The sequence below is a fragment of the Amycolatopsis thermophila genome (assembly GCF_030814215.1).
In the GTDB taxonomy this organism is placed as follows: domain Bacteria; phylum Actinomycetota; class Actinomycetes; order Mycobacteriales; family Pseudonocardiaceae; genus Amycolatopsis_E; species Amycolatopsis_E thermophila.
In genome coordinates this window covers 6,792,007-6,805,509 of record NZ_JAUSUT010000001.1, presented here as the reverse complement: position 1 = coordinate 6,805,509, position 13,503 = coordinate 6,792,007, and the positions used below count along the sequence as shown (strand labels likewise).

11 protein-coding genes are annotated in these 13,503 nt (G+C 69.4%); 6 read left to right on the top strand and 5 right to left on the bottom strand.

The window, feature by feature from the left end:
* Positions 1-27 precede the first annotated feature (27 nt).
* Positions 28-426 carry a hypothetical protein gene (locus FB470_RS33320; protein ID WP_306998080.1) on the bottom strand — a complete coding sequence of 133 codons (399 nt, stop codon included), beginning with the start codon at positions 424-426 and terminating at the stop codon, positions 28-30.
* Positions 427-2,075: 1,649 nt separating this feature from the next.
* On the opposite strand from FB470_RS33320, the gene FB470_RS33315 reads away from it, so the two are divergent.
* The 5 genes from FB470_RS33315 to FB470_RS33295 all read left to right on the top strand — a co-directional run bounded on the left by FB470_RS33315 (position 2,076) and on the right by FB470_RS33295 (position 8,847).
* Positions 2,076-3,083 carry an NAD(P)H-dependent flavin oxidoreductase gene (locus tag FB470_RS33315; RefSeq protein WP_306998078.1) on the top strand — a complete coding sequence of 336 codons (1,008 nt, stop codon included), beginning with the start codon at positions 2,076-2,078 and terminating at the stop codon, positions 3,081-3,083.
* Between the two features lie 581 nt (positions 3,084-3,664).
* Entirely contained in the window at positions 3,665-4,876 is a 1,212-nt protein-coding gene (locus FB470_RS33310; RefSeq protein ID WP_306998076.1) for an ABC transporter substrate-binding protein, read from the top strand.
* Between the two features lie 102 nt (positions 4,877-4,978).
* Positions 4,979-7,762, top strand: coding sequence for an ABC transporter permease subunit (locus FB470_RS33305; protein ID WP_306998074.1), 2,784 nt, complete (start codon positions 4,979-4,981; stop codon positions 7,760-7,762).
* An 11-nt stretch (positions 7,763-7,773) separates the two neighbouring features.
* Positions 7,774-8,481, top strand: a complete 708-nt coding sequence (locus FB470_RS33300) for an ABC transporter ATP-binding protein (protein ID WP_306999613.1) — start codon at positions 7,774-7,776, stop codon at positions 8,479-8,481.
* A 3-nt stretch (positions 8,482-8,484) separates the two neighbouring features.
* A complete protein-coding gene (locus FB470_RS33295; RefSeq protein WP_306998072.1) occupies positions 8,485-8,847 on the top strand; it encodes a hypothetical protein in 363 nt (120 codons plus the stop codon).
* Positions 8,848-9,468: 621 nt separating this feature from the next.
* Here FB470_RS33295 and FB470_RS33290 read toward each other — a convergent pair.
* Genes FB470_RS33290 through FB470_RS33275 form a run of 4 tightly spaced genes read right to left on the bottom strand, consistent with a single transcriptional unit; the run spans position 9,469 to position 12,178 of the window.
* On the bottom strand, positions 9,469-10,293 hold the full coding sequence (locus FB470_RS33290) for an SDR family NAD(P)-dependent oxidoreductase (protein WP_306998070.1): 825 nt from the start codon (positions 10,291-10,293) through the stop codon (positions 9,469-9,471).
* A 25-nt stretch (positions 10,294-10,318) separates the two neighbouring features.
* A complete protein-coding gene (locus FB470_RS33285) occupies positions 10,319-11,419 on the bottom strand; it encodes a zinc-dependent alcohol dehydrogenase (RefSeq protein ID WP_306998068.1) in 1,101 nt (366 codons plus the stop codon).
* The gene (locus FB470_RS33280; RefSeq protein ID WP_306998066.1) at positions 11,380-12,060 is read right to left on the bottom strand and encodes a nitroreductase family protein; all 681 of its coding nucleotides are present in this window, start codon (positions 12,058-12,060) and stop codon (positions 11,380-11,382) included. Before FB470_RS33280 ends, FB470_RS33285 begins: the two co-directional genes overlap by 40 nt.
* The gene (locus tag FB470_RS33275) at positions 12,053-12,178 is read right to left on the bottom strand and encodes a hypothetical protein (RefSeq protein WP_306998064.1); all 126 of its coding nucleotides are present in this window, start codon (positions 12,176-12,178) and stop codon (positions 12,053-12,055) included. The genes FB470_RS33280 and FB470_RS33275 overlap by 8 nt, the downstream gene beginning before the upstream one ends.
* A 285-nt stretch (positions 12,179-12,463) precedes the next feature.
* On the opposite strand from FB470_RS33275, the gene FB470_RS33270 reads away from it, so the two are divergent.
* Positions 12,464-13,501, top strand: coding sequence for a phosphotransferase family protein (locus tag FB470_RS33270; RefSeq protein WP_306998062.1), 1,038 nt, complete (start codon positions 12,464-12,466; stop codon positions 13,499-13,501).
* Positions 13,502-13,503: the final 2 nt, after the last annotated feature.

The following is a 13,503-nucleotide window of genomic DNA, read 5'->3' as shown; positions in this document are numbered from 1 at the left end:
CACGGGCGCTCGGAGCGGACGATCAGCTCACCGGCGGTACTGGAGGAGACCGGAATGCCGTGCTCGTCGACGGTCCGACCTGGATGTCGTCCCGCGGCACGCCGAGGGCACGCGTGTCCGGCCAGGGTCGTCGAGGATCGTTTCGATCCCGCACTCGGTGGGACCGCAGGACCCGAAGACGTTGTCCAGCCCGAAACGGCGCATGAACGTCGCGGGGCCGCCGAGCATCGGCGTCACGAGGATGCGACGCAGCAGAGTATCCGCGTCGTCCGGCTTCTCCGGCTGCGCGAGCAGCATCGATGCCGTCGTGCGGACAAGGAAGCCTTGCAGGCCGGCCAGCAGGAAGTCCGTGGGCAGGACGTACGTGGTGAACACCCCGTGGGCCGTCATGGCCGCACACATGGAGGCGGTCAGCGCGCCCGTCAAGGGCCCGTTGTGCCGCTGGTGTAGTTGATGGACACCGGCTCCCACGGCTGAATCGGCGAGTCCAGCGGCAGGCGCGGTGCTGTCCCCGGCCGAAGCTCCGACGCCGAGACCCGGCGGAGCGGGACGCCGATGTTCGCGAGTCGGGCACCGAGTCTGTCGCGGCTGATGAGGAGCTCTGTGCGCGAGTGTCGACACCATGGGAAGCGAGCTCACGGCTCACGGCGCCCCTCCTTACGGTGCTCCGCTGACACAGCGTCGTGCAAGCGACGTACAGCCTATTGATTGACCCGACGGTCTGTCTAGGCTCGGCGTTGCCCGGTTCGGTTCACCCTCGACCGGCACGCCAATCGGACGGCGTGCCGACCTGATCCCTGACCCGTGTGCGCAGGAGAGATCTCTTCCATGGCTGATGACCTCGCCGTGCTCCACCGCTTTTACGAGTTCGCGGGCATGCCTACGAACCCGGATCGCGCGAATTTCCCAGCTGGTGTGCAGGCGCCGGAACGAGTGCGGCAGGGCGATGGTTTGCTCGACGACCCAGCGGTGGAGGCCGAGGCAGGAGCCGTGTTCGGTGCCGCGGCGGGCGAAGCGAGATGCGATGCCCTGGCGCGCACGGGGTCCCGGTGCTTGTCGAAGTCGTAGGCAGGTCGGCGTAGGGCGTGTCCGGACGGCAGCGGGGCCGTCCACACCGGCCTCGCGCCGGGAGAGGGCCTCGAGTAGCGGAGCAAGCTGGGTAATGTCGTTGCGCTTCCGCTGGTCGGTGTCACCGCTGGCGGGATCCGGCCGCTTCGGTGACTACATGATGTTTGGAGCCGGTGCGGGCGCGGTCGACCGGGTTCGCACCGGTTTTCGGCCTCCTTACCGCCCGACAGGCGAGCCGTGGACCGCGGCGCGGGACCAGCCGATCAGCCGGCCTCGGTCCAGTCCCGCAGCAGCCGCAGTACGTCATCCCGGAGCCGTATCCCGGCTCCTGCAGCAGGAACACCCACGGCCTCCACGCACGCCGGTCATCCAACCGCTTACGCATCTACTGAAGCACTGTAAAGTAATTGAACGATGTGGTTACTCGTTGACTTGTAATCCTGTCTATGGTTACGTTGACCACCTCCCGAGCAGCTCCATGCGACACCGTCTGCCTCGGCAATGCGCACCGCCGCGTGAAAAGTGTTGCGGCAGCGGGGCGTCGCCGTCGGCGCACCGCTGGGCCACTCGGAAGTCCTCGGATGCCGACCAGTCCCTGGACGACCTGCAGTCGCAGAGGAAGGCAGCACTATGTCGGAGGCGGAGGACCACGTCGCGGTCATTCGCCCGCAGCAGAAGTACGCGCGGGCGGTCGACACGAAGAACCGGCCGGCTGCCGTCGAGTGTTCTCCTGCGGCACCAGGACGAGTGAGGAGGGCTCCGCTGGGTGCGTGGAAGTTCGTCGGCGTCGGTAAGTCGACGTCAACGCTGCGTGCTCGTGCCACGCCGACGCCGGGATCATGGAAGGTGCGCTGAATGGACTGCGGCACCAGTGCCGATGACGCCGCACTCGCCGGGAGCACCGTGAACCGTTCGTCGCTCGCGATGCGCGTCGAGAGCATCCGCCGGGTGATCCCGCCCGGCGCGCGACGAACCCCGGCCGGTTGCTCGACGTCTGAAGGAGACCGATGATCAAAACCGAGTTCACCCGGCTGTTCGGTGTCGAGCACCCGATCCTGTGCGGCGGCATGACCGGATACGGCACCGCACCGTTGATCAGTGCGGTCGCCAACGCGGGTGCCCTTGGGTTCCTGACGGCGCTGACTCAGCCGACACCTGAGGATCTGGTCAAGGAGATCGCGCGGACGCGGGAGTTGACCGACCGGCCGTTCGGGGTCAACCTCACCATCCTGCCGACCATCGACCCGGTGCCCTACGACGAGTACCGGATGGCGATCGTCGAAGCGGGGATCACGGTCGTCGAGACGGCCGGTTCCAGCCCTGAGCCGCACCTGCCCGACTTCAAGGCGGCCGGTATCAGGGTGATCCACAAGGCGACGAGCGTGCGGCATGCGTTGTCGGCGCAGGCCAAGGGTGTGGACCTGATCAGCATCGATGGTTTCGAGTGCGCCGGGCACCCTGGCGAGGACGACGTTCCGGGCCTGATCCTGATTCCGGCGGCGGTGAAGGCGCTCGACATCCCGGTGATCGCCTCCGGCGGTATCGCGACCGGTGCGGGACTGGTCGCCGCACTCGCCCTGGGTGCGTGCGCGGTCAACATGGGTACTCGTTTCATCGCCACCGACGAAGCTCCAGTTCACGAAGCCGTCAAGCGGCAGGTGGTCGCCAACTCCGAGCGGGACACGAGGCTGATCTTCCGCTCGTTCCACAACACCGCGCGAGTGGCCCGAAACGCGGTCTCCGAGCAGATCGCCGAAATCGGTTCCCGCCCGGGCGCGACGTTCGCCGATGTCGCCGAGCTGGCTTCGGGCGCCCGGGGCCGGCAACGCGTGCTCATCGACGGCGATGTCGACGGGGGAGTGTGGTGGGCAGGCCAGACGCAGGGCCTGATCGACGAGGTGGCCAGCTGCCGGGAGGTCATCGACACCATCGTGGCCGAGGCAGCGGACATCATCGGTGCTCGGTTGCCCGGCTACCTGTCCGGGCGGGAGACGGAGCACACCGATGCCCGCTGACCGGCTCGTGCCATCCCGAAGCCGGCCGCCCGGGCAGAACTGACTCGCACCATCGTCGACAAGGAACTTCGTCCCGCGGTCGATGGGGCGAAGCGGACGCCGACCTTTCCCTGGGAGTGTTCCGCACGCCGGGTGGGCCGGGCTGCTGTCCCCAGGCTGGACAGGCCGTGCGGGTGGCGACCGGCCACTTCGGACAGACAGATGGGGACGAAGGCAGCGGACGGCGACCTCTCCGGCGTCTGGCGACCACGGAAGCTGGGAAATGACCAAGGGGATACCACCACGGTCCGCCTGACGGCGACCAGCTACCTCGGACCCGAGCACATTGCCGACCCTGAATCCGGTGGTTTCCTGACCGGTCTTCACCGCATCATGTTTCCCATTTTCCGCGCTTGCCCGCTGCAGGGTGACATGTAATACTCCCGCATTCGGTAAGCGAACATGCCGTTCAGTTCATGAGCACTTCGTCAGCGTTAACCGTTGACGCTCCGGCAGTCGCATGTCACACTTCTGGGCGATGAACAAAACGTCATTCACTTAACTAAATGTCACCCAACGGGTGAGACGGTTCTGGAGGAAATGTGCGGCGGGTTCGGCTTTCAATGGCGATGGGCGTGACCCTGGTGACGCTCGTGGCTCTCGCGGGGTGTTCGAGTGGCGACTCGGATGACACGAGCGCGGGACTCACCGGGGAACCGGTGAGGATCGGGGTGATGGCTCCGATCGCGGGGGCGACCCTGGCCTTCCCGGACATCCCCAAGATCGCGAAGGCGGCGGAGCACGGGATCAACTCGCGCGGCGGTGTCAAGGGCCGGCCCATTCAGATCGTCGTCTGCGACGACAAGGACGAGGCGGGCACGGCGGCGCAGTGCGCCAACAAGCTCGTCAACGAGGACAAGGTCCTCTTCGTGACCGGGACCATCGGGCGCCAGCAGGCGACGCTGCTGTCAGCCCTGGAGGCGGCGAAGATCCCGTTGTTCTGCAACACTCCCGTGGTGACCCAGGAGCTGACTTCCCAGTGGTCGTTCCCGTGCGGCTCCGCCCGGGTGGCGTTCTCGAACGTGGCGCTCGTGCTGGACCCGGCGGCGGACCGGATCGGCATGGCGGGCTTCTCCACCAGCGCGGTCACCGGTGACTACATCCGGGCGGGCCTCCACGCGCTCGGACGGACCACCCAGGTGGACAACGTGCTGACCGACACGACCACCACGGACTGGGTCCCGGTCGCCACACAGCTCAAGGCCAACGGCGACAAGGCCGTCGTCACGGCGCTCCAGGAGTCCGCCGCCATCCAGCTGATGCAGGCGATGAAGCAGGTCGGCCTGAACATCCCGGTCGTCAGCACCACCGGCACGCTGGGGCAGCAGTTCCTCGATCAGGTGCAGTCGAATGGCTTGAAGGCCACCTTGCTGGCCACATACCAGCTGGACGGCTCGAAGTCCGCACGTCGCCAGCAGATGATCGACGACGCCGCGAAGTACGCGAGCGACATCGACGACACCATCAGTGAGTCGACCATCGCGACCTGGCTCGGCCCGAACCTGTTCGCCGAGGCCGTCAACAACGGCACGATCACGGACATCAGCAGTGCGGGCATCGTGAAGTGGCTCAACTCCGGCCCGATCGACACCGGCATGAGCGCGCCGCTGGACTTCACCAAGCCCGGGCCGAGCCCCAAGGAGCCCCGCGCGGTCAATGTCTACGCGCTGCCTTGCCCGGTGGTGGACGGCGAGCTGTCGGCGACCACCGACACGTTCGAGTCGGCCTTGGCCGGTCCCGCTCCGAAACGCTGAGCCCGGCTCAGCCGTAGCGCGGACAGGTGGGTGGGGTCCGCGGCGACCCCACCCATCGCCACACCCGAAGGCCCACTGCCAACGCCGACAGGAGCCCCCAGGATGTCCCAACTCTGGCCCTTCCTCGTACTCGGACTGGCCTCTGGCGGCGCGTACGCGCTGACAGCGGTCGGCATCGTCACCGTCTACCGCGGCACCGGGGTGATCAACCTTGCCCACGGCGCGATGGGCATGGTCGGCACCTACGTCTTCTTCCAATTGTTCAAACAGGAGAAACTGCCCGCCTCGATCGCGGTGCCCGCGGGCATCGTCGCCGGCGCCGCGCTCGGCGCGATCGTGTATGCGGTCGTCATGCGTCCGCTGCGCAACTCCATCGAGTTGGCGCGACTGGTCGCGACGCTCGGCGTCTTGATGGTCCTGCAGGGCCTCGCGACCGTGATCTACTCGGAGCGGGTCAGGATCGTCAAGTCGTTCGTCCCCGACGGTGCCCTGCACCTGTGGGGCGCCTCGATGAGCTACGGCACCATCGTCGTCCTCGGCGTCACCATCCTGCTGGCGATCGGTCTCGCGACGCTGTTCCGCCGGACCCGGCTGGGGCTCTCCGCCGCCGCGGTGCAGGAGAACCCGGACGCCGCGAGTGTTCTTGGAGTCTCCCCGCACGCGAGCGGTCTGCTGATGTGGACCATCGGCGGCGCGCTCGCCTCCGCCGCGGGCATCGTGCTTGTCCCGACCACGGGGCTTTCCCCGTCCGGTCTGACGCTTCTGATCTTCCCGGCGCTGGCCGCCGCACTGTTCGGCAAGTTCACCAAGTACCCGTCGACGATCATCGCGGGCTTGGCGATCGGTATCCTGGAATCGCTGTTCGTCGCCTACCAGTGGGACAGCGCGTTCATCAAGATCATCCCGTTCGGCGTGATCATCGTGGCGTTGATGGTGGGTGGCAGCACGCTTCCCGGCCGTGGCCACGCCGAGCAGCGGCTCCCGCGGATCGGCGCGGGTCTGCTGCGGCCCCCGGTGATCCTCGTCGCGGCCGTCCTGGCCGTGGTCGCGGTGCTGTTCCTGCCGGTCGGCTGGGCGGTCGCGCTGACAACGATGGCGATCGTGTCACTGATCGCGCTGTCGATCGTCGTGGCCACGGGCTACGCCGGTCAGCTCAGCCTCGCCCCGTTCGCCATCGCGGGCGCGACGTCGCTGTTCGTCGCCCACCTGTCGCGCCTCTTCCACATCGACATCGCCCTGGCCCTGGTGCTGGGCATCATCGCGGCCACCCTGCTCGGCTGGCTCGTCGGCCTGCCCGCGATCCGGGTGCGTGGTGTCGACCTGGCGGTGGCGACGCTGGGGTTCGCCCTGGTCATTGAGACGGCGCTGCTGATCAACCCGAAGACCAACGGTGGCCTGAACGGCCTGCCGATCACCGACCCCAGGATCTTCGGTATCCCGCTGGTGGCTGCCCGGAGCCCACGTGGGTACGCCGTGTTCGCCTGCGTCGTGTTCGCCCTCGCCGCGCTCGGCATCGCGTGCCTGCGCCGCAGCCGGGCCGGTCGCCGGATGGCTGGCGTGCGGGCCAACGAGCGTGGCGCCGCCGCGCTGGGCATCTCGGTGCCGGGCGCCAAGCTGGCCGGGTTCGCGATCGCCGGTGGTGTCGCCGGGATCGCCGGCGTGCTGCTGGCCTTCCGGATGCAGGTCGCGACATTCGACAACTTCGACGTCTTCAAGTCGATCAACGCGCTCGGCTGGACGACGGTCGGTGGCCTCGGCATGATTCCGGGTGCGGTGTTCGCCGGTGGCGCCGCGGCCGGTGGCCCCTTCTCGTACATCCTGCGCAACGTCGACGAGATCGACGCGTGGCTGCCGGTGCTGTCCGGAATCTTCGTGGTCATCGTGATGATCACGCACCCGGATGGCGAGATCGACCGGATGAAGAAGCAGTTCGGCGACCTCTTCGCCAAGCTTCGCGGCCGCGGTGCCGCGCCGGCCGTGGCGGCCGAGCCGCCCGTCGAGCCGGACCGCACCGCCGCCGAGCCGGTTTCCGCGGAGGTGAACCGGGCCTCGGGCACTGACCGGATCCTGCCCGGCGCCGAACGCCGCGCCGGGCAGGTGCTGCTCACCGTTCGCGACGTCACGGTGAAGTACGGCCCGGTCAAGGCGGTCGACGCGGTCACCCTCGACGTCGTCGGCGGCGCGGTGATCGGTGTGATCGGCCCCAACGGCGCGGGCAAGACCTCGCTGATCGACTCGATCACGGGCTTCGCGACCGCGTCGGGCTCGGTGTCCCTCGGCGGGCGCGAGCTCATCGGTCTGTCGGCCACCAAGCGCTCGCGGGCGGGTCTGACCCGTACCTTCCAGAACCTGGAGCTGTTCGTCGACCTGACCGTGCGGGAGAACCTGCTCGCGGCGGCCGACCGTCGCGACCTGCTGGGGTATGCCTCCGGCCTGATCCGCTCGGGGCCGCACGAGCTGTCCGGTGTCGCGGCCACGGCGGTCGCGCTCCTCGGTCTCGAGGAGCTGCTGGACCGCCAGGTCATGGACCTGCCCCAGGGCACGCAGCGGATCGTGGCCATCGCCCGTGCCCTGGCCAGTGAGCCGGAGGTCATCTGCCTGGACGAGCCCACAGCCGGGCTCAGCGGCACCGAACGTGCCGAGGTGATCACGGCCATCCGGGCGCTGGTCGAGACGGCCAAGATCGGTGTGCTGCTGGTGGAGCACAACCTCGACGTGGTGGCCGGGCTGTGCGACACCGTCGTCGCCATCGACTTCGGCCGGGTGATCGCCCAGGGCGCCCCTGAGGAGGTCCTCGGCAGGCCGGAGGTCCGGCAGGCCTACCTCGGTTCGCACGAACTTCCCGAGCAGCAGGCGATCGCGCCCAAGAAGGAGACGGTCTCGTGAGCGGGTTGGACGTGCGGGGGCTGACCGCGGGCTACGGGCACGCGCCCGTGGTCGAGGGTCTCGACCTGTCGGTGGCCAGCGGTGAGATCGTCTCGGTGCTGGGCCGTAACGGTGCCGGCAAGAGCACCACGCTGATGGCCATCTCGGGTGTGCTGCCCAGGGCCAAGGGCGCCATCACCGTTGACGGCAGGGTGCTTTCCGGCCCACCGCACAAGCGGTCGCGCAGCGATCTCGGGCTGGTCCTCGAGGGGCGGAGTGTGTTCGCCAAGCTCAGTGTCGCGCAGAACCTGAAGATCGCAGGGGTGTCCGCCGACGAGGTCACCGAGATCTTTCCGGAGCTGGGCAAGCGGATCGGTGTCCCGGCAGGCATGCTCAGCGGCGGCGAGCAGCAGATGCTGTCGCTGGCCCGGGCTATCTGCCGGCGGCCGAAGGCCCTGCTGCTGGATGAGCTGTCGTTCGGGTTGGCCCCGGTGGTGTGTGACCGGCTGTTCGAGACCATCCGGGATTTCGCCCGCACATCGAACGTGGCCGTCTTGCTCGTGGAGCAGCACATCGCCTACGCCGCCGATGTCGCGGACCGGGCCCTGGTGATGTCCGAGGGCCGGATCGGACTGGAGCTGCCGGGGGCCGAGCTGCGTGAGCGCGAGGAGGAGGTGGAGGCGCTGTACCTGGGGGGACCAGGCGCCACCCCGGCCGACCAGGTGGCGGCCGAAGGTTGAGGCGTGCCGCTGACGCCTGAGTACCTCCGGGAACACCGCCGGCACCAGCTGTGCGGCGGTTGCGAGGATTCCGGCAGGTGCCGGCTGGGCCTGACGAAATGGACGGAGGAGGATGGGCCGATCGTGTTCTCCTCCGCCCGTGGAGGGCTGGCCCGGGTGATCCACGGCGGTCCCGCCGGCGTTGTGTTCGACGAGATGCTCGGCCTCGCGACGACGATCGACAGCCCGGATTTCGCCGTGACGCGGTGGCTCGGGGTGAACTATCGCAGGCCTGTTTCGATCGAGGAGCCGCTCGGCATGCGTGGCTGGTCGACGGGGTGGAGAGCGGAGACTGGTACATCGACGGGGACATGCGGCTCCAGGTGAGCGGCGCCCTGGTGGCGACGGCCGAGTCGGTCTTCACGGAGGTGACGCTGCAGCACTTCGACAAGCACGCGGCCTGACTCGCGCAGCAGGGACCGGCTGCCGAGGACAGCACCCGACCGGCAGGATGACATCACCTACCTCTACTGACAGGTCGTCATCGAAGCCGGCGCGCATCGCGTTCGGCCGCGGGCGGCGCTGCTGCCGAGGCTACGCACTCGCCCGCCGGAGCTGGTCGAGGGCGCGGACACGATCCTGGATAGCTGGTCGACCAAGCCTTCTCGGCGATCGCCGACGAGGCCTCGGTCTCCTTGGGCTCCGCGCCGTCCGGGTGGACAGGTCGGCGGTCCGTGGCCGTCGCCTCGGCACCGTTCTTGTTGACGAGGTCGACGGTCTCCTCCAGCGTGTTCACCCTTCGCCGGGTCCGCTGACCTGAGCCATCGCCGCCCGGCATGTTGTGCCAGGCGACGACGCTGAGCTGATGACTGCCGGATCGGCGCCCGGCCGCAGCCCCCGACCCGCATTGAGGAGATGGGCCCGTCCCGCCTGGGGTGGAGTTCGCGTGGTCGCTCGACGACCGAACGGTCGACGGGTGCTGCTTCCTTGCGTGATTCGGTCTGGTGCTCAGGTCGTCGCGGTCTGCTGCGCGACCTCCTCCGGCGAGTGGACCGTGTAGGAGGCGAGCCGGAGTCCGCCGTCGACCTGCAGGGAGACGCCGGTGATGTACGCGGCGTACTTGCTGAGCAGGAACAGCGAGGGACCGACGATTTCGGCCTCGGTGCCGTAGCGGCCCAGCGCCGTCGTCCTCTCCATCCGGTTGCGGATGGAGTCGTGCTCCCAGAGGTCGTTCGTGCCCTCGGACGGGAACGGGCCCGGTCCGAGCGCGTTGAGCCGGATGCCGTAGCGGCCCCACTCGCGGGACATGGAGCGGATCAGGCCCTCGACGCCGGCCTTGGAGGCGCTGGAGTGGGCGATCCCGGGGGTCTCGCGGGAGGCGAGTGCGCTGGTCACGGCCACCGCCGCGCCGGGCAGGCCGGCGGCGATGAGGCCGGTGCCCCAGCGGTGGATGACGTGGAAGGCGCCGATGAGTGAGGCGTTGACGACCTTGAAGAAGCCCGCGGGCGTGATGTCCTCGGCCAGTGCGGCGTACGCTGCCGCGGCGGAGTGGTAGAGCAGCGGGGCTGGGCCGTCGTCGGCCTCGATGCGGGTGAAGACCTCGTCGACGATCTCGGCCCGGCGGATGTCGCAGGCGATCGGGGTGATCTCGCCGTTGAGGCCGGTGCCCAGCTCGACGGTCTTCTCCAGGCGCGGCATCCGCCGGCCGAGGACGTAGACGTGGGCCCCGGTGGCCGCGAGCGCGAGCGCGACGGAGCGCCCGATGCCCGACCCGCCCCCCGTGACGATCACACGGTCGTATTGGGGGGTCAGGGTGATGGGTGAGTCGATCACGTGTCCTCCTCGACAGCGGCTGGGTTCAGGCGGTCAGGACGACCCGCACGATGTTCGCGTCGCGTCGCTCGACCATGGCGATGGCCTCCTCGGCCTCGTCCAGAGAGAGCCGGTGGCTCACCGAGGTCCGCAGGTCCAGCGCGCCCTCTTCGGCGAGTCGCACCACGGCGCGCAGGTCCGCCAGCGTCGAGCTGGACGAGCCGACGAGCTCGAGTTCACGGGTCAGCAGTCGCAGGGCGTTGACCGATAGGCCCTTGTCCAGGACGGAGCCCAGCACCAGGCGCCCGCCCGGCCGCAGCATGCGCATCGCCTGCTCGGGTGCCGTGGGTTCGCCGGTGAAGTCCAGGACCGCGTCGGCGCCGTTCGGATTGATCGTGCGCAATTCGCGCACGGCGGAGTCGATGCCGATGAGGGTGCGCACGCCGGTCGCGGCGACTCGATTCGCGGTGGACTCCGACCGGACCACGCTGGTGAGGCGGATGGTGGGATCCAGGACTGGGGCGAGCTGCAGGACCTGCGTACCGAGGCCGCCCGCGCCGAGCACCACCATGGTGCCGCCCTCGGTCACGCCGGCTTGAGTGATGGCGCGGTGGGCGGTGGCGACCGCGTCGGCGAGGATCGCGGCGCTCGCGGAGTCGGCGAGCGTGGTCCGGACCATGCGCCTGAGGGGCCACACCAAGAACTCGGCCATCCCACCTGGCCGGTGCAAGCCGAGGACCTGCCCGCGGCTGCAGAGGTTGTCGTTTCCGCCAAGGCAGGCCGCGCAGGCGCGGCAGTTGAGGATCGGATGAACGACGACCACGTCGCCCACCTCGGGCAGCGGGCCCTCGCCCGTGCTGAGCGAGGGGTCCTCGGCCGGCCCGATCGCCTGCACGATCCCTGCGACCTCATGCCCGGGCCGCAGCGGGTAGCCGACGCCAGGGGGCAGGGCGCAACCGGCCGCCAGTTCGACGTCGGTACGACAGACTCCGCAACCGGTGACCCGGACCAGCGCTTCGCCCGGCGCGAGCGCCCCGCCCGGGGCGGGCAGGTCCTCGAGGCGGACGGAACCGGGGGAGATGGTGACTGCGCGCATGCCTCTTCCGATCATTCTCGAGCAGAGCCGGCCTGGAACGGCGTGGTCCACCGCTCGTCGCACGCCATGTCGGCAACCGGGCGGCGGCGGACCGGCACGTGTCTGCCCCTCGGGTAGCCGACAGGGAGCAGCACGGCTGGTTCCCAGTGGTCCGGGATGCCGATCTTGGCCCGTAGCTCCTCCTCGCAGTGCCGGAACCAGGTGGTCGGCACAGTGCCCAGCCCCTCCGCGCGGAGGGCCAGGATGAGGTTCTGCATCGCCGGGAACACCGACGCCCCGACGATGTGGTCGGGGGAGCGGTGCGCCGCCGGACCGCGATCGCCGCGGTGGTCCCGCAGGCAGAGCAGCACGTAGAGCGGGACGGCCTCGAAGTTCTCGACCATGTCCCGCGTGGCCCGGCCCGTGCGGGCGGCTCGGGTGTCCCGGTCGAGGTCCGTGCCGTACCGCTCGATCAGGTCGGCGAAGCCGCGCCGGTACGCGGGGCCGAGGATCCGCCGAACCTCGGGCGAGCGGAGCACGCACATCCGCCAGGGCTGCGCGTTGCTGCCCGACGGTGCCCACGTTGCGGCGCGCAGGCAACGGGCGAGGACGTCATCGGGCACCGGATCAGGCCGGAACCGTCGGACGGCGCAAGCGGTGGCCGCGAGGTCGTAGAACGCTGCGGCCTCCGAGTCGGCCGCGGGGCTAACCACGTGCGGTCACCACCGGTCGGCCGTTCTCCGCGCGCCGCATGACGAGGTACCCGCCCCCGTAGCCGCGGGGCTCCCACGGGACGATCTCGATGACACTGGTCAGTTCCTCGGGCGCCATGCGCAAGAGCTCGAGATCGAACGGTCGAAGGTTGGACGTGTCATCGGCATACCGTCCTTGGCCGCCATGGGTCTCCTCCGCCTTGAGGGCTTTCGTCCAGACACAACATACACTTACTGCACAGCTGGTCAATAAGAATCATTCCGTCACTGACAGCGCGGCGGCCGTGAAACAAATGTTCATTGACTGATGCATCATCGCCTAAGATGGGCTCTCGGGTCCAGAAAAGTCGGCCGACGACGGTGTTTCCGGCTCGCGGCGCGACCCACGACCTGAAGGAGGGCGATGACGAAGAGGCGCGGGGGTGGCCATCGACCGGCGGTCGCGATCGGGACGGCCGATCCCGACGACGTGCTGAATCGCACGGCGCGTGCCCTGGGTGGTGACGTGACCGGGCTGAGGGAACTCAAGGGCGGACGGTCCAGCCTGACGTATTCCGCGGCGTGGGGCGGTAAGACCGTCGTGGTCAAGGTGGCGCCGGGTGGGCTCGCCCCGGTGCGCAACCGCGACGTGCTGCGGCAGGCCAGGTTGTTGTCCGCGCTGGGTCCGGTCGAAGGTGTCGCCGTGCCGGAGGTCTACGGCCAGGACGCGGGCGACCCGCCGAACGTCCCGCCGCTGTTCGTCATGGAGTTCGTACCGGGGGAGAGCTACGAGCCCCGGCACGTCGACATCCCCGACACCGACCGCCCGGCCGCCGAGATCGTGCGCGCCCGCGCCGCCGCGGCCGCGGAGATGCTCGCCTGCCTGCACGCCGCGGACCCGCAGTCGCTCGGTCTCGGCGACGCGCCCGGCACTCTGGCCGGCGAGCTGGGCCGCTGGCGCGCGGCGTTCGAGAGTTGCACGCTCGAGGAGAAGGCCGCTCGGCTGGAGGCGGAGTGCTTCCGGCTGCTGTCGGCCACGATCCCCGACGCCGCGCGGCCCTCGGTGCTGCACGGCGACTGGCGGCTCGGCAACATGCAGTGCGTGGGGGCCGAGATCCGCGCGGTCATCGACTGGGAGATCTGGTCCGTCGGCGATCCGCGGCTGGACCTGGCCTGGATGCGGCTGATGTCGGATCCCGGCCACCCGACGATCCTCGCGCCGCAGGCGCCCAGCCTCGACCCCGACGAGCTGCAGGCCGTTTACGAGAAGGCGAGCGGCGCTGCCGTACCGGATCTGCCCTGGTTCGACGCGCTCGCGCGGTACAAGCAAGCGTCCGCGTCGGCACTCCTGGTGAAGAACGCCCAGAAGCGCGGCGACGACGGGCCCGCCATCGACAAGTCGCGCCGGGGCGTCCCGTCGCTGCTCGCCGTGGCGCACGCCCAGCTGACCGCCGGCCGCTGACC

Bases quoted from the DNA above. Each gene is read 5' to 3' on its own strand.
- FB470_RS33315 (WP_306998078.1), top strand. From the start codon at position 2,076: ATGATCAAAACCGAGTTCACCCGGCTGTTCGGTGTCGAGCACCCGATC.
- FB470_RS33305 (WP_306998074.1), top strand. From the start codon at position 4,979: ATGTCCCAACTCTGGCCCTTCCTCGTACTCGGACTGGCCTCTGGCGGC.
- FB470_RS33275 (WP_306998064.1), bottom strand. From the start codon at position 12,178: ATGGCGCCCGAGGAACTGACCAGTGTCATCGAGATCGTCCCGTGGGAG.
- FB470_RS33270 (WP_306998062.1), top strand. From the start codon at position 12,464: ATGACGAAGAGGCGCGGGGGTGGCCATCGACCGGCGGTCGCGATCGGG.